A 21,507-nucleotide genomic window follows, 5' to 3' on the forward strand; every position below is an offset into this window, starting at 1 on the left:
AGTTTTCTGAGCTGATCTGGCGAGTCTGGTGAGTCATATGAAGGCGAGCGACTGAGGTTATGGGCCGAGCGGAAGAGCGGCGTGCCCGGCAGGGCGGAGCGCGCCGGGGCAATCAGAAGGTGAAGAAGAAGGGCATACGCCGGTTCTTCACCTGGAAGAAGATGCTCGGTGCCTTCTTCGGGCTGTGCCTGCTCGCGATGGGCGCGTTCTACGCCATCTATCTGATGGTGTCGATCCCCAACGGCAACGACCGGGCCAAGCTGGAAAGCAACGTCTACAAGCTCTCCAACGGCACGGTGCTGGCCCGCACCGGATCGGTCAACCGCGAGACGGTCCCCCTCGACAAGGTGCCCAAGGACATCCAGCACAGCTTCGTCGCGCTGGAGAACAAGACGTTCTACGACGACAAGGGCGTCGACCTCCAGGGCACCGCCCGCGGCATCCTGAAGACCCTGATGGGCAAGGGCGCCCAGGGCGGCTCGACCATCACCCAGCAGTACGTCAAGAACAACTACCTGACGCAGGAGCAGACGGTCACCCGCAAGCTGAAGGAGATCGTGATCTCCCTCAAGGTGGACCAGCGCTACAGCAAGGACGACATCCTCGCCGGGTACATGAACACCAGCTACTACGGCCGGGGCGCCTACGGCATCCAGGCCGCGGCGCAGGCGTACTACGGCAAGGACGTCTCCAAGCTGACCCTCTCCGAGGGCACCTATCTCGCGGCCCTGCTCCAGGCTCCCAGCCAGTACGACTGGCAGACCGCGGGCCAGCTCGGCAAGCAGCTGGTCGAGGGGCGTTGGAACAAGGCCCTCGACAATATGGTCGACATGAAGTGGCTGGACCCCGCTCAGCGCAAGGCGCTCCAGTTCGAGAAGCCGATGGACGCCAAGGTCGCCCCCGGTATGGCGGGTCAGACCGGCTATTTGATCCGCGCGGCCAAGGAGGAGCTGATCCGCAACGGCGTCGACTCGGCCCTCCTGGACGCGGGCGGCTGGACGATCACGCTCAACATCGACCCCGACAAGCAGAAGCTCCTCGAAGCCGCGGTCAAGGACCAGCTGACCAGCAAGCTCGACCCGAAGAAGCGCAAGGTCGACGCGGACCTCCAGGCCGGTGCGGTCTCGGTGGACCCGAAGACCGGCTCGGTGGTCGCCCTCTACGGCGGCCAGGACTTCATCAAGCACCAGCTCAGCAACGCGACCAACCCCAACTACCAGCCGGCCTCGACGTTCAAGCCGGTCATCCTCGCGTCGGCGTTCAACCAGGGCGCCCAGACGCAGGACGGCAAGACGATCAAGGCGAACACCATCTACAACGGTGACAGCAAGCGGCCGGTCAAGGGCAGCGACATCGCCTTCGACCCGCCGAACGAGGACGATCACAGCTACGGCGACATCACCGTCCAGGACGCGATGAACAAGTCGGTCAACTCCGTCTTCGCGCAGATGGGTGTCGACGCCCACCTCGACAAGGTGCGCGACACCGCCGTCGAGATGGGGATGACCTCCATCAAGGGTCAGCGCGCCGTGCCCTCCATGACGCTCGGCTCCCTCGGCTCCAGCCCGCTCCAGATGGCCGCCGTGTACGCCACGCTCGACAACCACGGCAAGCAGGTCGTCCCGTCGATCGTGAAGTCGGCCGAGCACAAGGACCACAAGTACGACAAGCCGGACCCGATCGGCAGCCAGGTCATCAGCAGGGACGCGGCCGACGCCGTGACCTCGGTGCTCACCGGCGTGGTCGACGACGGTACGGCCCAGCAGTCGGTGGCCGACGCGGACAACCGCAACGGCAAGCAGGTCGCGGGCAAGACCGGCACCTCCGACGACAACAAGTCGGCCTGGTTCACCGGCTACACCCCGGACCTGGTCACCTCGGTCGGAATGTGGGGCGAGGCCGCCGACGCGCGCACCGTGAAGGTCGACGGCAAGAACGTGACCATCCCCAAGGGCGGCCAGGTCACGATGACGAACGGCGCCGGTGAGGACGGCCGCGTCAACGGTGGCTCCATCCCGGCCCGCATCTGGGCCGCGTACACCTTCGACGCGGTCAAGGGCGGCTCCGACAAGTTCGACCTCCAGACCGACCAGGGCGCGGCCAAGCAGCCCGACTACACGCCGCCGAGCCGCTCCGCGCGGCCGCCGTCGAGCCCGTCGTCGCACAGCGCCGGGCCCCCCAGCCCCTCGCACAGCCAGCCGAACACGCCGCCCAGCACCCCGCCGTCGAGCCCGGCGGGCACGCCGTCCGGCTCCACCTCGCACAAGCCGCGGCCGCCGCACAGCCCGACGCCCAGCGGGTCGGGTGACGCCAGCCCGCCGGCCGACCCGCTCAACCCGGGCTGACCGGACCGGCGCACAACGGCCACGGCCCCCACCCCGCTCGGGGTGGGGGCCGTGGCCGTTGCGCGGTACCTGATCCGGTTCAGGTGCGGGTGGGCAGCTCGAACCAGACGACCTTGCCGCCGGACAGCCGGGTCGCGCCCCACCGTCTGGCGAGGCGGTTCACCAGGAACAGGCCGCGCCCGCCCTCGTCGGTCTCGCGGGCCCGGCGCTGGCGGGGCAGCTGCGGGGAGTCGTCGCCGACCTCGCAGCGCAGTACGTCGGTCTTGAGCAGCCGCAGGGTGACCGGCCGCTCGGCGTACCGCACGGCGTTGGTGACGACCTCGCTGACGAGCAGCTCCACCGAGTCGGTCAGCTCCTCCAGGCCCCAGCGCTCAAGTGCCCTGCGGGCGAGCCGGCGGGCCCGGCCGGGGGCGGTCTCCTCCGGGTCGAGGAACCAGTACGCGACATCGCTCGGCGCAATCCCGTCGAAGCGGGCCGCGAGCAGCGCGATGTCGTCGTCGCGGTCGCCGGGGCCGAGCATGTCGAGCACGTCGTCGCAGAGCGCCTCAAGGGGCGGCGAGTGGTCCGGTCCGGTCAACTGGGCGGTCGCGGCGAGCCGTTCACGCAGCTGCTCGATGCCGGTCCACACGTCGCGCAGCCGCGACTCGACCAGGCCGTCGGTGTACAGGAGCAGCGTCGCGCCCGACGGGGCGTCCAGCTCGACCGCCTCGAAGTCGACCCCGCCGACGCCGATCGGGGCGCCCGGCGGCACCCGCAGGACCTCGGCGCGGCCGCCGAGGTGGAGCAGCACCGGTGGCGGGTGGCCGGCGTTGGCGATCGTGATGCGGTGCGCGACCGGGTCGTACACCGCGTACAGGCAGGTCGCCATGCGGTCGGTGCCGAGCCGCTGGGCCTGCTCGTCCAGGTGGTGCAGCACCTCGGCGGGCGGCAGGTCCAGGCCCGCCAGGGTCTGGGCGGTGGTGCGCAGCTGGCCCATGATCGCGGCGGAGGTCATCGAGTGGCCCATCACATCGCCGACGACGAGCGCGACCCGGCTGCCGGGCAGCGGGATCGCGTCGTACCAGTCGCCGCCGACCCGGGCGGTCTCGGCGGCCGGCAGGTAGCGCGAGGCGAGCCGCACCCCGGTGGGCTGGGGGAGGCTGTCGGGCAGCATGGTGCGCTGGAGCTCGTCGGCGATGTACGCCTCGCGTCCGTACAGCACGGCCTTGTCGATGCCGAGGGCGGTGTGCGTCGCCAACTGGGCTGCCACCAAAAGGTCGTTGGCCTCGAAGGCGGGCCGTTCGGGGCCGCGCACGAAGACGGCGGCGCCGATCACCCGCCGCCGGCCTCGGAGCGGCGCGAGTATCGCGCGCCGGCCGCCGGGCACCGTACGGTCCGGGCCGAGCAGCTCGGCGAGGGCCGCGCGGGCGGCGGGGGACTCGGCGAAGACCGGCCGCACCCCGCGCAGGACCTCGTTCAGCTCGCCGCCGGTGCGCACCTCGCACAGCTCGGACGCGGGGGTCAGATCGGGGCCGGGGCCGAGCGTCGTGAGGCCCTCGGCCTCGGCGCTCTCGCTCAGCGCCTCGTCCACTAAACGCAGCCGGTCGGTGCGGCGAAGGCGCAGCACGAACGGGGTGACCGGACGCTCGTCGCCGACCGGCAGCGGGTCGCGCAGATGGACCAGGATGGCGTCGGAGAACGTCGGCACGGTGGCCCGGCACAGGCCGAGCACGATCTCGTCCAGGTCGATGCCGCGGGCGATCCGGCGGGTCGCCGCGCCCACGAAGCGCAGCCGGTCGCCCTCGCGGCGGGCCACCGCGGCGGCGTCGCCGGGGCCCGCAGAACCCGGGCCGCCCTCGCCGGGGGCGGCGGGCGCCCCCACGGCGGGCACGGCCGAGGCGGCCGCGGCGTCCCGGCTGCCGCGCTCGGGCTGGCCGGGCACGGAGGCGGTCACGCCGGAGCTCCGCTCGGCGCCGCGGGTGCCCAGCGGGGTGTGCCCCGCCGTGCCGCGCGCCGGACTGCGCGCGCCGTCCTGGCCCGCGCCGGCGTGGGCGTCCGGCGGCTGTGCCCCCGGGTCCGGGGCGGCAGCGGCAGCCGGGGCGTCATCGGCCGCATGGGATCTCCCCTGTTCCAGGAAGGCCTGGGGAAGCGTCTGCTCGGTGGGCCGGGCGATGTCCTTGCGCCGGCTCTCGTGCGAGGTGGGCTGGGGCTCCGTCACGCGTCGGGTTCCGTCCGTCCGGGATGAGACATCCGCCCTGCCGCGAGCGGCGGCAGGTGCAGCGACAGGGTAAGGATGCGCGATGCGGTCGCTCCACGCGGTATACCGTTCCCCAAGTTCTTGCCGAGCAGTGCAGGCCCCGTCCCGGCGGCGGCGACACCGGGCATGCTCCACCCCCCTGTGGTGACATACGGTCAATTCTTGCACCGGGACTGCCGATTACTGCTGCCGACCCCTGAGAGGCCCTGCGGAGGACGATCCTACGTTTGAACCCCGGGGGCGCATCAAGGGTCTCACGACGGCATATGCGCCGGGGTGCGATCCCAGTCCACCGGGAGCGCGGGAACGGGCCACCGCGGGTCCGGCCGCCACGTCTCCCAGCCGTCCGCGAACGGCCGGCCCCACGCCTTGATCACCCCGACCGCGGCGCGCCCGGCCTCCCGGACCCGCCCGGCCTGTTCGCCGTCCATCAGGCCCACCCGCTGGGCCTCGGCGAATTCGTCCTCGTCCAGCCAGCGCCAACTGCGGTCCGGAGATACGGAGATGTCGAGGAAGTGGTCGGCGGAGTCGACGCCGCCGGACCACCGTATGCGCGGCTCCTCCAGGTTCACGTACCAGTTCTTGAAGCGCCAGCCCCGTTCCCAGAAGAGCCACACCGACCACGGCTCGCCGGGGCGCGCGAGCTTGAGCACTCCGCTGCCGAACCACTGCGAACGCTCCGTGGTGCGCGCCGCGGTGTAGCGGGTGGCCAGCGGTTCCTGGTGCACGGGCCGGCCGTCGGCGAGCACCGGGCGCACGCATTGGGTGCCGGGCGCCATCCACACCGCGAGCAGCTCGTCGGTGTCCTGGACGACCGTCACCGGACGGCAGATGTGGAACTGCCCCTGGAGGCCAGGGGCGTGGTCGCGGTAGCGCCAGAGGATCTGGTCCCCCGGCGCCCAGTGGCGGGTGCCGCCTCCTGTACCTGTCATGTGCAGATATTACGGAGTGCGGTCAAGACCACGCTGCGACCCAGATCACCCGCTGCCGTTACGGACGGGTCATCCGCAGCACGTCCAGCGCCTCGTCCAACTGCTCGACGGTCAGGTCGCCGCGCTCGATGTACCCCGATTCGAGCACCACTTCGCGGATGGTCTTCCGTTCGGCGAGTGACTTCTTGGCGACCTTCGCGGCCTGTTCGTACCCGATGTACTTGTTGAGCGGGGTGACGACGGAGGGGGAGGACTCGGCGTACTCGCGGGCCCGTTCCACGTTCGCGGTGATGCCGTCGACGGTGCGGTCCGCGAGCAGCCGGGACACGTTGCCGAGCAGCCGGATGGACTCCAGGAGGTTCTTGGCGATCACCGGGAGCATCACGTTGAGCTCGAAGTTGCCGGCCGCGCCCGCCGTCGCGACGGTCGCGTCATTGCCCACCACCTGGGCCGCGACCATGAGAACGGCCTCCGGAATGACCGGATTGACCTTTCCGGGCATGATCGACGAGCCCGGCTGGAGGTCGGGAAGACTGATCTCGGCCAATCCTGTACGCGGTCCCGAGGCCATCCAGCGCAGATCGTTGGCGATCTTCGTGAGCGAGACGGCGATGGTGCGGAGCTGCCCGCTGGTCTCCACCAGGCCGTCCCGGGCGCCCTGCGCCTCGAAGTGGTCCCGCGCCTCGGTGAGCGGAAGCCCGGTGGCCCGCGCGACCTCGGCGATCACGGCCGCCGAGAACCCGTGCGGGGTGTTGATCCCGGTCCCGACCGCCGTGCCGCCCAAGGGGAGTTCGGCCAGGCGGGGCAGTGCGGAGCGCAGCCGCTCGATGCCGTACCGCACCTGCGCCGCATAGCCGCCGAACTCCTGGCCCAGGGTCACGGGCGTGGCGTCCATCAGGTGCGTACGCCCCGACTTGACCACGTCGGCGAACTCGGCCGACTTGCGCTCCAGGGCGGTCGCCAGGTGGTCGAGCGCCGGCATCAGGTCGGCGGTGACGGCGGCCGTCGCGGCGATGTGGATGGAGGACGGGAAGACGTCGTTGGAGGACTGCGAGGCGTTGACGTGATCGTTGGGATGGACGTCGCGGCCCAGCTTCTCGGTGGCGAGTGTGGCCACGACCTCGTTCATGTTCATGTTCGAGGAAGTGCCGGATCCGGTCTGGAAGACATCGACCGGAAAGTGCTCGTCCCAGCGGCCTTCGGCGACCTCCGCGGCCGCCTCCTCGACGGCGCCCGCGATGTCCTTGTCGAGCACTCCGAGCTCGGCGTTGACCTTGGCGGCGGCCGCCTTGACGCGAGCCAGCGCCTCGATGTGGGCGCGCTCCAGGCGCTGCCCGGAGACGGGGAAGTTCTCCACCGCCCGCTGCGTCTGCGCCCGCCACTTGGCGTGCGCGGGGACCCGTACCTCACCCATCGAGTCGTGCTCGATCCGGTAGTCGATCTCGTTCATGTTCGCTGAACCTCCACGCAAAGTTGAGCAGTTGTCTTGTTCTGGCTATTCCCAACAGGCCTTACTGGCCAGTAAATACCGGTGGTAACTAATAACCGGGGAGGCGCAATGAGGCGCACCAGGCACAGACTTCGCTGTACGTTCGCGGCCGCCGTGGCCGCGGCGGCGGCCTTCGGGGGCATGGCGGCCACCGCGGCCACCGCGCACGCCGCTTCCGCACCGTCCGCGCAGTCCACTCCGCTCTCGCCCGAGCTGGAGAAGATCCGGGCGGCCGAGGCCACCCAGCTGTACGGCGACTCCGCCGAGCGGCCCATGGCCGACCGCAAGACCGGGCTCATCTCGCTCGGCGACAGCGAGATCTCCGGCGAGGGCGTCGGCACCTACGAGGCCGGCACCAACGGCCCCGACAACTGGTGCCACCGCTCGCCCGACTCCGCGATCCACCGCACCGGCATCCCGGCCGACGAGACGTACAACGTGGCCTGTTCGGGCGCCTACACGGGCAACATCAGGATCGGCGGGACCAAGCAGTACGCCGACGAGCTGGTCCAGAGCGACAGCCTCGCCATCAAGGCGCGCAACACCCGCATCAAGATGGTGCTGCTGGTCGCCGGGGCCAACGACGACCTTCAGTTCGGCCCGGTCATGACCGACTGCGTCGAGCGCTATCTGCTGCTCCAGGGGCCGTGCCAGTCCAAGTACGAGCCCGGCTGGCAGGCCCGGGTGGACGCGCTCGTGCCCAAGGTCGAGCAGACCGTGACCGACCTCAAGTCCGTGATGCGGGAAGCCGGTTACGCCGACGGCTCGTACCAGCTCGTGGTCATGGGCTACCCGAGCCCGATCGGCCCGGACTTCCACGACAACCCGGACTTCCCCGGCAAGCTCGCCTGCGGCGGACTCGGCTACGACTCCGACACCGTGTGGGGCCGCAACACCGCGGTGCCCGCCTTCGAGGTCGGCATGCGCAAGGTGGCCGCCGACACCGGTGTGACCTACCTCGACAACTCGCGGCTCTTCAACGGCCACGAGGTCTGCATGCAGAACACCTGGGCCCGCGGCCTGTACATCGACCTCTCCAAGCCCGGACTGCCGGACGCGAACTCGGTCCGCCAGTCCTTCCACCCCAACTACCGGGGCCACGGCGCCTTCGCCTCCTGCCTCACCCAGCTCTACAACTCCGGTGTGCGCGAAGGGAGTTGTGCCGACCCGGCGTCCACCGGAACCCCGACGCTCTACCCGCTCGCCTGGGACGACGCGTACCGGCCGATCAAGAACGAGGCGACCGGCACCTGCGTCGATGTCACCGCGGCGAACAGCAGCAACGGTACGGCGGTCGGCGGCTGGGACTGCCACGGCGGGCGCAACCAGGGCTGGTGGTACGACAGCGACCGCGAGTCGGTCCACACCCAGCTCACCCAGGACCGCTGCCTGGACGTGCCGGGGGCGAACTACACCGCCGGCGCCCAGCTGATCATCTGGAACTGCTCGGGCGCCGCCAACCAGGAGTGGGTGCGCCAGTCCGGCACCCTGCGCCCGGCCGCGTCGACCGGCCTGTGCGCCACACTGGCCGCCGCCAAGGACCCCCTGACCCTGCGCCCCTGCGACGGCACACCCGCCCAGCGCTTCGCCTGACCGGCCCGACGAAACGGCCCCGCCGCGGACAGCCGGTCCGCGGCGGGGCCTTGGGGCTCGTGCCTACGCCTGCCCGGCACCCCGCACGGGGATGTTCAGGAACGTCGGCGGCTCGGCGGGTGCCTGGAAGAAGTCATTGCCCTTGTCGTCCACGACGATGAACGCCGGGAAGTCCTCGACCTCGATCTTCCACACCGCCTCCATGCCGAGCTCCTCGTACTCGACGACCTCGACCTTCTTGATGCAGTCCTGGGCGAGCCGCGCGGCCGGGCCGCCGATGGAGCCGAGGTAGAAACCGCCGTGCGCGTCACACGCGTTGGTGACCTGAGCGGAGCGGTTGCCCTTGGCCAGCATGACCTTCGAGCCGCCCGCCGCCTGGAACTGCTCGACGTAACTGTCCATCCGGCCGGCCGTGGTGGGGCCGAAGGAGCCGGAGGCGTACCCCTCGGGGGTCTTCGCCGGGCCCGCGTAGTACACCGGGTGGTCCTTGAGGTACTGCGGCATCTCCTCGCCCGCGTCGAGCCGCTCCTTGATCTTGGCGTGCGCGATGTCGCGGGCCACCACCAGCGGGCCGGTCAGCGAGAGCCGGGTCTTCACCGGGTACCGGGTGAGCTCGGCGAGGATCGCGTCCATGGGCTGGTTGAGGTCGATACGTACGACGTCGTCGTCCGAGGCGTCCAGGTGCTCGTCGGTCGTCTCCGGCAGGAAGCGCGCCGGGTCGGTCTCCAGCTGCTCCAGGAAGACGCCCTCCGCCGTGATCTTGGCGACGGCCTGGCGGTCGGCCGAGCAGGACACGGCGATCGCGACGGGCAGCGAGGCGCCGTGCCGCGGCAGACGCACCACGCGCACGTCGTGGCAGAAGTACTTGCCGCCGAACTGCGCGCCGATGCCGATCTTCTGTGTCAGCTCGAAGACCTTCTTCTCCAGCTCCTCGTCCCGGAAGCCGTGCCCCAACTCCGAGCCCTCGGAGGGGAGTTCGTCCAGGTAGTGCGCGGAGGCGTACTTGGCGGTCTTCAGCGCGAACTCGGCGCTGGTGCCGCCCACCACGATCGCCAGGTGGTACGGCGGGCACGCGGCGGTGCCCAGCGAACGGATCTTCTCCTCCAGGAACTTCATCATGGAGGCCTCGTTGAGGACGGCCTTCGTCTCCTGGTACAGGAACGACTTGTTGGCCGAGCCGCCGCCCTTGGCCATGAAGAGGAACTTGTACGCGCCGCCGTCGGTCGCGTACAGCTCGATCTGCGCGGGCAGGTTCGAGCCGGTGTTCTTCTCCTCCCACATGGTGAGGGGGGCCATCTGCGAGTAGCGCAGGTTCAGCTGCGTGTACGCGTCGTAGATGCCGCGCGAGAGGGCCGCCTCGTCGCCGCCCTCGGTCAGCACGTTCTGGCCGCGCTTGCCCATGACGATCGCGGTGCCGGTGTCCTGGCACATCGGCAGGACGCCCGCCGCCGCGATGTTCGCGTTCTTCAGGAGGTCGAGCGCGACGAACTTGTCGTTGCCCGAGGCCTCCGGGTCGTCGACGATCTTCCGGAGCTGGGCGAGGTGCGCCGGGCGGAGGTAGTGCTGGATGTCGTGGATGGCCTCGGCGGCCAGCTTGCGCAGCGCCTCCGGCTCGACCTTGAGAAACGTACGGCCGTCGGCCTCGAAGGTGGAGACACCCTCGGCGGTCACCAGTCGGTAGGGCGTGGTGTCCGCTCCCAGGGGGAGCAGGTCGGAGTACGCGAACGCCGGGCTGGGCGGGCGGGAGTCGGGGGACATGTGAACGGCCATTCCTCACTCGGCAGACAGCTGGACCTCCATTGGCACAGCACCCACCAGCGTATGCCGCCCGGAAAGCGCCGATCCTGTGAGGTAGGGCTCAGTCGCCGGACTCGCCCCGGCCCGCGACTAGTCGCGATCTATCGCGTTTGGGTACGCTGGCTCCGTGGACCTCGAAAAGCACGCTCAGCCGGACCCCGCGGCGCCCGCGAAGGCCGACCTCGTCAAGCATGCCGGGCCCCCGGCGCTGCGGGCCTCCGACGCCGACCGGGACCGGACCGCCGACATCCTGCGCGACGCCCTCGCCGAGGGGCGCCTCGACGCCCAGGAGCACTCCGAGCGCATCGACGCGGTCTACCGGGCCAAGACGCTGGGCGAACTCGAACCCCTGGTCCAGGACTTGCCGACGGCGGGCGAGCGGCGCCGCCCGGCCCTCGCGCCGGCGCCGCGCGAGGCGGAGGAGGCCGGGATGTCCGTCGCCGCCGAGAACCTGGTCGCGGTGTTCTCCAGCTCCACCCGCAAGGGCCGCTGGCGGGTCGGCCGGCGCACCAACGCCTTCTCGTTGTTCGGCAGCGTGGAGATCGACCTCACCGAGGCGCTCTTCGCGCAGCGGCTGACCGTCATCAACGCGACTGCGATTTTCGGCAATGTGGAGATCCGGGTGCCGGAGAACCTGAGCCTGCGCGGCAGCGGCACCGGAATTTTCGGCAGTTTCGAGGTGGTCGCCCTCGAAGCCGACGATCCTGAGGCACCGGTGGTCGTCGTCAATGGATATTCGGTCTTCGGCAGCATCGAGGCCAAGCCGAAGCGGGGGTGGCGCATCGCCGATCTCCACGGCGCGCTGCGCAAGCGCCTCGGCCCCTGACGGCCGGACCGGCGCGCGGCGGCGCCCGGATCAGGCCATCCGGCCCCGGGCGAAGTTCCGCACTACGGAACTCAGTGCATAGGCCCGCGTACAGCGGGTAGGGACTGTCGCATCGTCGCTCGCTCGCGAAGCCGTCGTCAGGAGTAGACCCGTGCCGCACCCGCCGCATCATTCCTTGCAGGTCGCCGCCGTTCCGCCGCAGCGCGGTCCAGCACGGGAGGATCAGGCGGGCCCATGGCATGCGGAGGCGGTCTGCCGCCGGGACGAGGCAGGCCTGTTCTTCGCCCCGTCGAAGGAGCCGACGGCCGCCCGCCTCTCGCGCGAGGAGGCCGCCAAGCGCGTCTGCGCCCGCTGTCCCGTGATGGTGGAGTGCCGCGAGCACGCCCTGCTCATGCCCGAGCCGTACGGCGTCTGGGGCGGCCTGACCGCGGCCGAGCGCCGTGTGGTGCTCGCCCGCCGCCGCCGTCGCGAGGTCGAGCTCAAGAAATCGGTGTCCGCCGCCTAGATCTGCGTACGTGAAGGGGCGCCCCCGCCGCACAACGGGGACGCCCCTTCACATACGCAACTCGCTTGCCTTCGCGGCTACTTGGCCCGGTCGAAGTCGATCTGGCTGTACGCGCGCAGCTTGGACAGGCGGTGTGTGGAGTCGATCTGGCGGATGGTGCCGGACTTCGAGCGCATCACCAGGGACTGCGTGGTCGCGGTCTCGCCGCGGTAGCGGACCCCGCGCAGGAGCTCGCCGTCGGTGATGCCGGTGGCGACGAAGAACACGTTCTCGCCGCTGACCAGGTCGTTCGTGGAGAGCGTACGGTCCAGGTCGTGCCCGGCGTCGAGCGCGCGCTGCCGCTCGGCCTCGTCCTTGGGCCACAGCTTGCCCTGGATGACACCGCCCAGGCACTTGATCGCGCAGGCGGAGATGATGCCTTCCGGGGTGCCGCCGATGCCCATGAGCAGGTCGACGCCGGTGCCTTCGCGCACGGCCATGATCGAACCGGCGACGTCGCCGTCCGAGATGAACTTGATGCGCGCACCGGTCTCCCGGATCTCCTTGACGATGCCCTCGTGGCGGGGGCGGTCCAGGATGACCACGGTGACGTCCTCGGGCGAGGAGTTCTTGGCCTTGGCGACCCGGCGGATGTTCACCGAGACCGGAGCGTTGATGTCGACGAAGTCGGCGGCCTCCGGGCCGGTGACCAGCTTGTCCATGTAGAACACGGCGGACGGGTCGAACATGGTGCCGCGGTCGGCGGCGGCGAGCACGGCGATCGCGTTCGGCATGCCCTTGGCGTTCAGGGTGGTGCCGTCGATCGGGTCGACGGCGATGTCGACCTCGGGGCCGGTGCCGTCGCCGATGCGCTCCCCGTTGTAGAGCATGGGGGCCTCGTCCTTCTCGCCTTCGCCGATGACGACCACGCCGTTCATCGAGACGGTGGAGACGAGGGTCCGCATCGCGTTGACCGCGGCGCCGTCCGCGCCGATCTTGTCTCCGCGGCCGACCCAGCGCCCGGCGGCCATGGCGGCGGCCTCGGTGACCCGGACGAGTTCCAGGGCCAGGTTGCGGTCGGGGGCCTCCGGGGAGACCTTGAGTTCGGACGGCAGATGATGCTCGGTCATCGGAGCGCACCTTTCTGTACGGCGACGGCCGCAAGGTAAGAGGGTGCTTGGAACTCTATCCGCACGTCGACAAAATGAGCAGAGGGGGCCACGTATGAGCGGCGACATGACCTGAGACGATGGGGTCGTGGCAGGAACGCGCAGCAGCAAGCAGACAGTCCGGAACATGCTGCAGTCGCTGGCGGTGATCGGCATCGCGGCGGCTGTGATCTATGTGTTCATCCCGCACGACGACTCGGGCGTCCCCGTCAAGGCGGTCGACTACAAGGTCGAGCTCACCACCGTGCGGCGGGCCGCGCCGTACCCGGTGGCGGCCCCGGTCGGCCTGCCCGACCAGGAGAAGTGGCGGGCGACCTCGGTGTCGTACGACGGCGCCAAGGACAACGCCTGGCACCTGGGCTTCCTCGACCCGCAGAACCAGTACGTGGCGATCGAGCAGTCGACCGCGCCGGTCGAGAAGTTCGTCCCCCAGGTCAGCAGGGACGCGGCGAAGACCGGGAAGTCGGAGCGGATCGCGGGCGTGACCTGGACCTACTGGAACGGTCCCAAGTACGACGCCCTCGTCCGCCAGGACCAGGGTTCCACGACCGTGGTGACCGGCACGGCGCCGTACGCCCAGCTGGTGGCGATGGCGGGCGCGCTGGAGTCGAAGAGGACCCCGCCGACGGGCTGAGCGCCGTCCGCGGTGGATGCATGGACACGACGAGGGCCGCCGCACCTTTCCGGTGCGGCGGCCCTCGTCGTATCGCTTGCGCGGCGGATCAGACGGTCGTGACGACCTGGTCGTACGCCAGGCGCGGGCTGCGCGGGAACCAGGCGTCCTCGCCCGGCTTGCCGATGTTGACGACCATCAGCGGGGTGTGGTCGTCGTCCAGGAACTCCTTCTGCACACCGGCGAAGTCCAGACCGGTCATCGGGCCCGCGGCCAGGCCGGCGGCGCGGACGCCGATGATGAAGTACGCGGCCTGCAGCGCGGAGTTGAGCAGGGCCGCGCTCTCGCGGACCGGGCGCTCCGCGAAGAAGACGTCCTTGGCCTGCGGGAAGTGCGGCAGCAGGGCCGGGAGCTCCTCGTGGAACTCGTTGTCCGCGGCGAGGATCGCGACCAGCGGTGCGGTGCGGGTCTTGGGCTGGTTGCCCTCGGCCATGTGCTTCACCAGGCGCTCGCGGGCCTCGTCGGAGCGGACCAGGACGATGCGCAGCGGGGTCTGGTTGAAGGCGGTCGGGCCGTACTTGACCAGGTCGTAGATCGCCTGGACCTGCTCGTCGGTCACCGGCTCGTCGGTGAACGTGTTGGCGGTGCGGGCCTCGCGGAAGAGGAGGTCCTGGGCGGCGGGGTCAAGGGCGAGAGACATCTGGGAGCTACCTTCCGGGCTGCTGATCAAGATGTCACGACCGTACGCCAGAGGTAGGTTAACTTTCAACTAAATTGCTTCGCGGGTGATCGGCATCACATCCGGGTGCGGCCGCGCCCGGCCTCCTGGTGAACGCCGAGGTCCCCGCGCGCGGACGCGCTCAGTCCTCGTCCTGGGCCGGCTCCGCCAGCGCCGCGTCGAGGCGGGCCCGAGCTCCTTCGAGCCAGCGCCGGCACACCTTCGCGAGCTCCTCGCCCCGCTCCCAGAGCGCGAGCGACTCCTCCAGCGTGGTGCCGCCCGCTTCGAGGCGCCGTACGACGTCGATCAACTCGTCGCGCGCCTGCTCGTACCCCAGCGCCGCATCGCCCGATGCGGCCTCGTCCGTCTTGGCCATGCGATCCACCCTATGTCCGCGGTACGACAGTGACGTGCAGCTCGCCCTCGGCGACCCGGGCGCGCAGATCCTCCCCGGCGGACACCTGGCCGGGGGAGCGGACCACCTCGCCGCCGGCCCGCTGGAGCACCGCGTACCCCCGCTCCAGGGTGGCCGCGGGCGACAGCGCGACCACGCGGGCGTGGGTGTGCGACAGCTCCGAGTCGGCCCGGTCCAGGAGGTGGCCGAGCACCCGGCGCGAGCGGTGGAGCAGCGCGTCCACCTCGTCGGCCCGGTCGTCCACCATCCGCTGCGGCCGCTCCATCCAGGGCCGGCCCAGGACCCCGGCGAGCCCCCGCTCCTCGCGGTCGACCAGGCCGACGACATGGCGGCGCGCCCGGTCCCGCAGCATGCGGACCCGGTCGAGCTCCTCGCCGACGTCCGGCACGACCTTCTTCGCCGCGTCGGTCGGCGTGGAGGCCCGCAGGTCCGCGACCAGATCGAGCAGCGGCGCGTCCGGCTCGTGCCCGATCGCCGAGACGACCGGCGTACGGCACTCGGCGACCGCCCGCACCAACTGCTCGGCCGAGAACGGAAGCAGGTCCTCCACGCTGCCGCCGCCCCGTGCCACGATGATCACGTCGACGTCCGGCAGCCCGTCGAGCTCCTGCACCGCCTGGACGACCTGCGGCACCGCGTGCACCCCCTGCACCGCCACGTTGCGCACCTCGAAGCGCACCGCGGGCCAGCGCCGCCGGGCGTTCTCAAGCACGTCCCGCTCGGCCGCCGAGGCGCGGCCCACGACGAGCCCGACGAGCTGCGGAAGGAAGGGCAGCGGCCGCTTGCGGTCAAGCGCGAAGAGCCCCTCCGCCGCCAGGCTCCGCTTCAACTGCTCAAGCCTGGCGAGCAGTTCGCCGATGCCGACCGGCCTTATCTCCACCGCCCGCAGCGAGAGCTGGCCGCGCGGCGCGTACCACTCGGGCTTCGCGTGGATGACGACGCGCGCGCCCTCCGACACGACGTCGGCCACCGCGTCGAACACCTGGCGGTAGCAGGTGACGCCCACCGAGATGTCGTGCGCGGGATCGCGCAGCGTCAGGAACACCACACCCGCGCCGGGCCGCCGCGAGAGCTGCGTGATCTGCCCCTCGACCCAGACCGCCCCGAGGCGGTTGATCCACCCCCCGATGAGGCGTGACACCTCGCCGACGGGGAGCGGCGCGTCCGCACTCGTATTCAGAGCCATGTACGCAGGCTAGCCCGCGCCACTGACAGTCCCGCCGGGCGTCGGCGCCGGCGGCTCGGGGCCGGGGCGGTGGCCCCCCTGCATGGCCAGGACCACCAGTCCCACCGCCAGCCAGCCCAGGCCCACCAGTTGGGCCGTCGCCGTGGCCTCCCAGATCACCGCGATGATGACGGCCGCGCCGAGCACCGGAATCACCACGTGGCTCAGCCAGTTGGGGGCGCCCGCCATGCGGCGCACCGCGTACCAGCCGACCACGGAGGCGTGCAGCAGGAAGAAGGCCGTCAGCGCGCCCATGTCGACCACCGAGACCAGGTGGTCCATGCCGTCGGCGCGGCGGGCCGCCCAGACCGCGGCCACCAGCGTGACCACCGCGGCGAGCAGCAGGGCCGCGCGCGGCACCCCGGAGTCGGTCCGCGACAGGACCCGCGGCAGCCGCCGGTTGCGCGCCATCGCGAAGACGAGCCGCCCCGCCGCCGCCTGCCCGGCGAGCGCCGCGAACGCCGCCCCGATCGCCTTGCTGACCGCCACCAGGGTGTGCAGCCAGCCGCCGACCGAGGCCTCCACGGTGTCGTAGAACGCCGAGCCCTGCTTGGCCGGATCGGCCGCCAGCTGCGCCGACGACATGGGTTCGAGGAGGGCCGCCAGATAGGACTGCGCGACGAACAGGACCCCGGCGAGCACCAGGCAGAACAGCACCGCCCGCGCCACCTTCGCCGAGCCTCCCGTCACCTCCTCGGCGAACGTGGCGATCGCGTCGAAGCCCAGGTAGGACAGGACCGCGACGGACACCGCGCCGAGCACCGCGCTCAGGGAGAAGCCCGCGTCGCCGCCCAGCGGCGTCAGCCAGCCCCGCTGCGCACCGTCCCGTACGAGCACGGCCACCGCCGCGACGACGAAGACGAGCAGCACCACGATCTCCATCGCGAGCACCGCGAAACCGACCCGGGCCGCGGCCCGTACGCCCCACAGGTTCAGCAGGGTGGTGATCACGACCGCGACGGCCGTCCACACCCAGCGCGAGACGGACGGGACCAGGGAGTTCATCGCGATGCCGGAGAAGAGGTAGGCGACGGCCGGGATGAGCAGGTAGTCGAGCATCGCCATCCACCCGGCGATGAACCCGGGCCCTTCGCCGAGCGCCTTGCGCGCGTACGCGAACACCGACCCGGCCAGCGGGACGACCCGCACCATCTGCGCGTAGCTGAACGCGGTGAACCCCATGGCGACGGTGGCCACCAGATAAACCAGTGCGACCGCTCCGTGCGACTTGGCGTCGAGGGTGCCGAAGATGCCGACCGGGGCCATGGGGGCGATGAAGAGGAGCCCGTAGACGACAAGGTCCCGGAATCCGAGAGTCCGCCGCAGCTGCCCGGCGGGTTCGGCCGCTTCGGTCTCCTTGCGTACGCCGCTCATGCAGCCAGTCTCACCGGGCCCGCGATCTTTGGCCCGCCGGGCAGGCCGGTCGGGGTCGCGGGCCCCGGTGCCGCGCCGCGGGGCGCTCGGGGGTGTCGGAGCGCGCCCGTACCATGGGGGGCATGACTGCTACCGCTTCCCGCCGGGTCCTGCTCGCCGCTCCCCGTGGCTACTGCGCGGGCGTGGACCGTGCCGTGATCGCCGTGGAGAAGGCCCTGGAGCAGTACGGGGCGCCCGTCTACGTCCGGCACGAGATCGTCCACAACAAGTACGTCGTGCAGACCCTGGAGAAGAAGGGCGCGATCTTCGTCGAGCAGACGGCGGAGGTGCCCGAGGGCTCCATCGTCATGTTCTCGGCCCACGGCGTCGCCCCGACCGTCCACGCGGAGGCCGCCGAGCGCAAGCTGGCGACGATCGACGCGACGTGCCCGCTGGTCACCAAGGTCCACAAGGAAGCCGTGCGGTTCGCCAAGGAGGACTACGACATCCTCCTGATCGGCCACGAGGGCCACGAGGAGGTCATCGGCACCTCCGGCGAGGCGCCCGACCACATCACGCTGGTCGACGGCCCCGAGGACGTCGCGAACGTCGAGGTGCGCGACCCCGACAAGGTCGTCTGGCTCTCCCAGACCACGCTCTCCGTGGACGAGACGATGGAGACGGTCGACGCCCTCAAGAACAAGTTCCCGAACCTGCTCTCGCCGCCCAGCGACGACATCTGCTACGCCACGCAGAACCGCCAGGTCGCGGTGAAGAAGCTCGCCGAGCAGGCCCAGCTGGTCATCGTCGTCGGCTCCAAGAACTCCTCGAACTCGATCCGCATGGTCGAGGTCGCCCTCGACGCCGGCGCCCCCGCCGCCCACCTGGTGGACTTCGCCCACGAGATCGACGAGGCCTGGCTGGAGGGCGTCACCACGGTCGGCCTGACCTCCGGCGCCTCGGTGCCGGACGTCCTCGTCGACGGCGTACTGGAATGGCTGGCCGAGCGCGGTTACGGCGACGTCGAGACCGTGAAGACGGCCGACGAGTCGATCACCTTCTCACTGCCGAAGGAGCTCCGCCGCGACCTGCGCGCGGAGGCCGCCGAACTCTCGGGCAAGTAGCCCGCTCCAGGAAGTGGCGCCCGGCGTCCGCCCGTAACGTGGACCTCATGAAGGCCATGAAGAACGTGTTCGGAGTGGACGTCGGCGGGTCCGGCATCAAGGGTGCCCCGGTCGACCTGGACCGAGGTGACCTGACGCAGGAACGCCACAAAGTACTGACCCCGCAGCCCGCCACACCCGACGGTGTGGCGGGCTGTGTCGCGGAGGTCGTCGGCCACTTCGGCTGGTCGGGTCCGGTCGGCATCACGTTCCCCGGGGTGATCAGCTCGAACACCGTACGGACCGCCGCGAACGTCGACAAGCAGTGGGTGGGCGTGGACGCGGTCCGCCTTCTCGGCGACCGCCTGGGGGGCCTGCCCGTCACCGTCCTGAACGACGCGGACGCGGCGGGCGTCGCCGAGATGCGCTTCGGCGCGGGCCGGGGCCGCAAGGGCTCCGTCGTCCTGCTCACCTTCGGTACGGGCATCGGCAGCGCCCTGTTCATCGACGGCCGCCTCGTCCCCAACACCGAGCTCGGCCACCTGGAACTGCACGGCCACGATGCGGAGAAGCACGCCTCGACCAAGGCCAAGGAGGACGAGGACCTGAGCTGGCCGCAATGGGCACACCGGGTCCAGAAGTACCTGGCCCATGTGGAGATGCTGTTCTCGCCCGAGCTGTTCATCATCGGCGGCGGAGTCAGCCGCAAGGCCGACAAGTTCCTGCCGCTGATCAAGGGCATCAAGGCCGAGATCGTCCCGGCGCAGCTCCAGAACAACGCCGGGATCGTGGGCGCGGCGATGGTGGCGGCGGGGGTCGACGGCGCTGCGCCGGTGGCCGCGGGGAGCTGAGCGGGTGGGAGCGGGGCGCTGCCCTGAAGGGGAGCGGGGCTGTGACATCGGCCCGCAGCCACGAAGGCCGCTTCCCGCGGAGCACTCAGCGCCGGCCGGGGCTGCGCCGGCGCCCGATCAGCCGTACTTTCCGTACGGTGGCGATGACCCCGGCGACGAGTGTTCCGGCGTACAGCCAGCCCGCGTGCAGGGCGAGCGCGGTGACGACGGCCATCGCCTGGCCGCCGAAGCCGCCGACGCCGCCCGAGATCGGGACGATGCCGATCGCGAAGGCGATGGGTACGCAGATCGGTGCCGTCACCAGGTCGGCGGGCCGCACCCACAGCGCTGTCACCGCGCTGACCGGCAGGAACAGCACCCCGTAGACCACGGGTGAGCTGTCGAGGAGCAGCGAGTCCAGGAAGGCGAGCGCGAACATCAGCGCGGCCGCGAAGAGCCCGCCGCCGAGCCCGGTGAGCCGGGGGGAGGGCAGCCTGCGCAGGGCGAGCACCACGGGCGGCACCCGCCGGCTGCGCCCGGCCACCCGGTAGACGGTGGCCCTGTCCCCACTCGCCGCGGCCCCGGCGGGTACGCCGAGTGGCGCCCGGGAAGGCCCCGGCGCCGATGTCCGTGCTCGCTGTCCGTGCTGCGGGGTGCGCGTCCTGTATTGCTCCACCGCACCAACGTAGGTCGCGACAGGGGAGGAACCGCCCATTGGACACGCGCTTTGGGCGAGCTTGGCGCAGCGTTCGACGGTCCGGGACCGGTTTACGGGCGGTACCGGGCCCGTCGACCGGGCCCGTCACGGTCGGTACCGCGCGCCCGTAAACTGGTGGACGGTCCACTCTCAGGACCGTCCACCGCCCTCGTACCGGGAAGTCGCCACGTGTCGCTCACGATCGGAATCGTCGGTCTGCCGAATGTCGGCAAGTCGACCCTGTTCAACGCCCTGACCAAGAACGACGTACTGGCGGCCAACTACCCGTTCGCCACCATCGAGCCGAACGTCGGCGTCGTCGGCGTCCCCGACGCCCGGCTCGCCAAGCTCGCCGAGGTCTTCGGCTCCCAGCGGATCCTCCCCGCCACGGTCGACTTCGTCGACATCGCCGGCATCGTGCGCGGCGCCAGCGAGGGCGAGGGCCTGGGCAACAAGTTCCTCGCGAACATCCGCGAGTCGGACGCGATCTGCCAGGTCATCCGTGCCTTCAAGGACGAGAACGTCGTGCACGTCGACGGCAAGGTGTCCCCGAAGGACGACATCGAGACGATCAACACCGAGCTGATCCTCGCCGACCTCCAGTCCGTCGAGAAGGCGGTCCCGCGCCTGACGAAGGAGTCCCGTCTCCAGAAGGACAAGATCGCGGTGCTGGCGGCGGTGGAGAAGGCCCAGAAGATCCTCGAAGCGGGCGAGACCCTCTTCTCGGCGGGCATCACCAAGGGCACGGAGCAGGGCGACCTCCTCCACGAGCTGCACCTGCTGACCACGAAGCCCTTCCTGTACGTCTTCAACGTCGACGAGGACGAGCTGGTCGACGAGGACTTCAAGAACGAGCAGCGCGCGCTGGTGGCCCCGGCCGAGGCGATCTTCCTCAACGCGAAGATCGAGTCCGAGCTCATCGAGCTGGACGACGAGGAGGCCCTGGAACTCCTCCAGTCCATGGGCCAGGACGAGCCCGGCCTCGCCACCCTGGGCCGCGTCGGCTTCGACACCCTGGGCCTGCAGACCTACCTGACGGCAGGCCCCAAGGAGACCCGCGCCTGGACCATCCCCAAGGGCGCGACGGCCCCCGAGGCGGCCGGAGTCATCCACACGGACTTCCAGAAGGGCTTCATCAAGGCCGAGGTCATCTCCTTCACCGACCTGACCGACGCGGGCTCCGTCGCGGAGGCCCGGTCCCGGGGGAAGGCGCGTATGGAGGGCAAGGACTATGTGATGCAGGACGGGGACGTGGTGGAATTCCGCTTCAACGTGTAGTCGCCGCCACAGCATTGGCGTAGCTGTCTGGCGAACATGCAGGTGAAATGGGGTCGGCCCGATCGGGGGCCGACCCCGTTCGCGTCCCCCCCCGTGCTGGATCGGCGCTGGACCGGGCTGACTGTTTGGCCGTGGGGTGGGGCTGCGCCTGGCTACGGATTCCGTTGTCTGCGGGCTGGTTGGGGGCGGCCCGGGGCCCTGGGCCGGGCGTTGCACCCGCCTGTCCCGGACTTCTGGAAAGTCCGGATCGGCGAAGGCAGCGATCTCTACCCTTGTCTCCTTGACAGGTGCGGGCCATCGCTGCCGATCCTTGCTTCCGCGCGGGCGTCGGACTGTGCTCGATTTCGTCGACACGAGCGCTGCCACTTCCGGCCATGACCCAACCGGACACCCCCCTAGGGCGT

At 70.7% G+C, this 21,507-nt stretch carries 18 protein-coding genes; 8 read left to right on the top strand and 10 right to left on the bottom strand.

Going from position 1 to position 21,507, the window contains the following annotated elements; translation table 11 throughout:
• Positions 1 to 59: 59 nt before the first annotated feature.
• Complete coding sequence (locus ACIQ8J_RS05845) at positions 60 to 2,345, top strand: transglycosylase domain-containing protein (protein ID WP_403267356.1); 2,286 nt, start codon at positions 60 to 62, stop codon at positions 2,343 to 2,345.
• Between the two features lie 79 nt (positions 2,346 to 2,424).
• On the opposite strand, the gene ACIQ8J_RS05850 is transcribed toward ACIQ8J_RS05845, so the two are convergent.
• The 3 genes from ACIQ8J_RS05850 to ACIQ8J_RS05860 all read right to left on the bottom strand — a co-directional run bounded on the left by ACIQ8J_RS05850 (position 2,425) and on the right by ACIQ8J_RS05860 (position 6,963).
• The gene (locus tag ACIQ8J_RS05850; protein WP_403267353.1) at positions 2,425 to 4,542 is read right to left on the bottom strand and encodes a SpoIIE family protein phosphatase; all 2,118 of its coding nucleotides are present in this window, start codon (positions 4,540 to 4,542) and stop codon (positions 2,425 to 2,427) included.
• A gap of 293 nt (positions 4,543 to 4,835) precedes the next feature.
• Complete coding sequence (locus ACIQ8J_RS05855; RefSeq protein ID WP_403267350.1) at positions 4,836 to 5,513, bottom strand: DUF402 domain-containing protein; 678 nt, start codon at positions 5,511 to 5,513, stop codon at positions 4,836 to 4,838.
• Positions 5,514 to 5,571: 58 nt separating this feature from the next.
• On the bottom strand, positions 5,572 to 6,963 hold the full coding sequence (locus tag ACIQ8J_RS05860; protein ID WP_403267347.1) for a class II fumarate hydratase: 1,392 nt from the start codon (positions 6,961 to 6,963) through the stop codon (positions 5,572 to 5,574).
• A 108-nt stretch (positions 6,964 to 7,071) separates the two neighbouring features.
• Here ACIQ8J_RS05860 and ACIQ8J_RS05865 point away from each other — a divergent pair, with 108 nt between their 5' ends.
• Entirely contained in the window at positions 7,072 to 8,595 is a 1,524-nt protein-coding gene (locus ACIQ8J_RS05865) for a ricin-type beta-trefoil lectin domain protein (RefSeq protein WP_403267344.1), read from the top strand.
• Between the two features lie 63 nt (positions 8,596 to 8,658).
• Here the strand turns inward: ACIQ8J_RS05865 and ACIQ8J_RS05870 are convergent, their stop codons facing one another.
• A complete protein-coding gene (locus ACIQ8J_RS05870; protein WP_403267340.1) occupies positions 8,659 to 10,353 on the bottom strand; it encodes a fumarate hydratase in 1,695 nt (564 codons plus the stop codon).
• Between the two features lie 166 nt (positions 10,354 to 10,519).
• Here ACIQ8J_RS05870 and ACIQ8J_RS05875 point away from each other — a divergent pair, with 166 nt between their 5' ends.
• Together ACIQ8J_RS05875 and ACIQ8J_RS05880 are read left to right on the top strand one after the other, a co-directional pair.
• Positions 10,520 to 11,218 (top strand): DUF1707 domain-containing protein, encoded by a 699-nt coding sequence (locus ACIQ8J_RS05875; protein ID WP_403267338.1) that lies wholly within the window; start codon positions 10,520 to 10,522, stop codon positions 11,216 to 11,218.
• A gap of 151 nt (positions 11,219 to 11,369) precedes the next feature.
• A complete protein-coding gene (locus ACIQ8J_RS05880; protein ID WP_399054473.1) occupies positions 11,370 to 11,723 on the top strand; it encodes a WhiB family transcriptional regulator in 354 nt (117 codons plus the stop codon).
• Between the two features lie 77 nt (positions 11,724 to 11,800).
• On the opposite strand, the gene glpX is transcribed toward ACIQ8J_RS05880, so the two are convergent.
• Positions 11,801 to 12,832 carry a class II fructose-bisphosphatase gene (gene glpX, locus ACIQ8J_RS05885; RefSeq protein ID WP_403267335.1) on the bottom strand — a complete coding sequence of 344 codons (1,032 nt, stop codon included), beginning with the start codon at positions 12,830 to 12,832 and terminating at the stop codon, positions 11,801 to 11,803.
• Positions 12,833 to 12,959: 127 nt separating this feature from the next.
• Here glpX and ACIQ8J_RS05890 point away from each other — a divergent pair, with 127 nt between their 5' ends.
• Positions 12,960 to 13,505 (top strand): DUF4245 domain-containing protein, encoded by a 546-nt coding sequence (locus ACIQ8J_RS05890; protein WP_403267333.1) that lies wholly within the window; start codon positions 12,960 to 12,962, stop codon positions 13,503 to 13,505.
• A gap of 88 nt (positions 13,506 to 13,593) precedes the next feature.
• Here ACIQ8J_RS05890 and ACIQ8J_RS05895 read toward each other — a convergent pair whose 3' ends face one another.
• From ACIQ8J_RS05895 to ACIQ8J_RS05910, 4 genes are all read right to left on the bottom strand, one after another.
• Positions 13,594 to 14,184 (bottom strand): malonic semialdehyde reductase, encoded by a 591-nt coding sequence (locus tag ACIQ8J_RS05895; protein ID WP_403267330.1) that lies wholly within the window; start codon positions 14,182 to 14,184, stop codon positions 13,594 to 13,596.
• A gap of 160 nt (positions 14,185 to 14,344) precedes the next feature.
• Positions 14,345 to 14,578, bottom strand: a complete 234-nt coding sequence (locus ACIQ8J_RS05900; protein WP_403267328.1) for an exodeoxyribonuclease VII small subunit — start codon at positions 14,576 to 14,578, stop codon at positions 14,345 to 14,347.
• A gap of 10 nt (positions 14,579 to 14,588) precedes the next feature.
• Positions 14,589 to 15,803, bottom strand: coding sequence for an exodeoxyribonuclease VII large subunit (gene xseA / locus ACIQ8J_RS05905; protein ID WP_403267325.1), 1,215 nt, complete (start codon positions 15,801 to 15,803; stop codon positions 14,589 to 14,591).
• 9 nt (positions 15,804 to 15,812) lie between these two features.
• Positions 15,813 to 17,216, bottom strand: coding sequence for an APC family permease (locus tag ACIQ8J_RS05910; RefSeq protein ID WP_403267322.1), 1,404 nt, complete (start codon positions 17,214 to 17,216; stop codon positions 15,813 to 15,815).
• 113 nt (positions 17,217 to 17,329) lie between these two features.
• Here ACIQ8J_RS05910 and ACIQ8J_RS05915 point away from each other — a divergent pair, with 113 nt between their 5' ends.
• Positions 17,330 to 18,319, top strand: coding sequence for a 4-hydroxy-3-methylbut-2-enyl diphosphate reductase (locus tag ACIQ8J_RS05915; RefSeq protein WP_403267320.1), 990 nt, complete (start codon positions 17,330 to 17,332; stop codon positions 18,317 to 18,319).
• Between the two features lie 56 nt (positions 18,320 to 18,375).
• Positions 18,376 to 19,149: a polyphosphate--glucose phosphotransferase gene (gene ppgK, locus ACIQ8J_RS05920; RefSeq protein WP_403267780.1), complete on the top strand. Its 774-nt coding sequence runs from the start codon at positions 18,376 to 18,378 to the stop codon at positions 19,147 to 19,149.
• Positions 19,150 to 19,234: 85 nt separating this feature from the next.
• Here the strand turns inward: ppgK and ACIQ8J_RS05925 are convergent, their stop codons facing one another.
• Positions 19,235 to 19,804, bottom strand: coding sequence for a DUF6542 domain-containing protein (locus tag ACIQ8J_RS05925; RefSeq protein ID WP_403267318.1), 570 nt, complete (start codon positions 19,802 to 19,804; stop codon positions 19,235 to 19,237).
• Positions 19,805 to 20,014: 210 nt separating this feature from the next.
• On the opposite strand from ACIQ8J_RS05925, the gene ychF reads away from it, so the two are divergent.
• Positions 20,015 to 21,103, top strand: coding sequence for a redox-regulated ATPase YchF (ychF, locus tag ACIQ8J_RS05930; protein WP_403267315.1), 1,089 nt, complete (start codon positions 20,015 to 20,017; stop codon positions 21,101 to 21,103).
• Positions 21,104 to 21,507: the final 404 nt, after the last annotated feature.

This window comes from Streptomyces sp. NPDC094147 (assembly GCF_044764265.1).
Taxonomy (GTDB): Bacteria; Actinomycetota; Actinomycetes; order Streptomycetales; family Streptomycetaceae; genus Streptomyces.

What these genes read in the sequence shown, in the direction of transcription:
- ACIQ8J_RS05865 (WP_403267344.1), top strand. Translation starts at nt 7,072, where the DNA reads ATGAGGCGCACCAGGCACAGACTTCGCTGTACGTTCGCGGCCGCCGTG.
- ACIQ8J_RS05900 (WP_403267328.1), bottom strand. Translation starts at nt 14,578, where the DNA reads ATGGCCAAGACGGACGAGGCCGCATCGGGCGATGCGGCGCTGGGGTAC.
- ACIQ8J_RS05870 (WP_403267340.1), bottom strand. Translation starts at nt 10,353, where the DNA reads ATGTCCCCCGACTCCCGCCCGCCCAGCCCGGCGTTCGCGTACTCCGAC.
- ppgK (WP_403267780.1), top strand. Translation starts at nt 18,376, where the DNA reads ATGAAGAACGTGTTCGGAGTGGACGTCGGCGGGTCCGGCATCAAGGGT.
- ACIQ8J_RS05910 (WP_403267322.1), bottom strand. Translation starts at nt 17,216, where the DNA reads ATGAGCGGCGTACGCAAGGAGACCGAAGCGGCCGAACCCGCCGGGCAG.
- ACIQ8J_RS05855 (WP_403267350.1), bottom strand. Translation starts at nt 5,513, where the DNA reads ATGACAGGTACAGGAGGCGGCACCCGCCACTGGGCGCCGGGGGACCAG.
- ACIQ8J_RS05860 (WP_403267347.1), bottom strand. Translation starts at nt 6,963, where the DNA reads ATGAACGAGATCGACTACCGGATCGAGCACGACTCGATGGGTGAGGTA.
- glpX (WP_403267335.1), bottom strand. Translation starts at nt 12,832, where the DNA reads ATGACCGAGCATCATCTGCCGTCCGAACTCAAGGTCTCCCCGGAGGCC.
- ACIQ8J_RS05915 (WP_403267320.1), top strand. Translation starts at nt 17,330, where the DNA reads ATGGGGGGCATGACTGCTACCGCTTCCCGCCGGGTCCTGCTCGCCGCT.
- xseA (WP_403267325.1), bottom strand. Translation starts at nt 15,803, where the DNA reads ATGGCTCTGAATACGAGTGCGGACGCGCCGCTCCCCGTCGGCGAGGTG.
- ACIQ8J_RS05895 (WP_403267330.1), bottom strand. Translation starts at nt 14,184, where the DNA reads ATGTCTCTCGCCCTTGACCCCGCCGCCCAGGACCTCCTCTTCCGCGAG.
- ACIQ8J_RS05845 (WP_403267356.1), top strand. Translation starts at nt 60, where the DNA reads ATGGGCCGAGCGGAAGAGCGGCGTGCCCGGCAGGGCGGAGCGCGCCGG.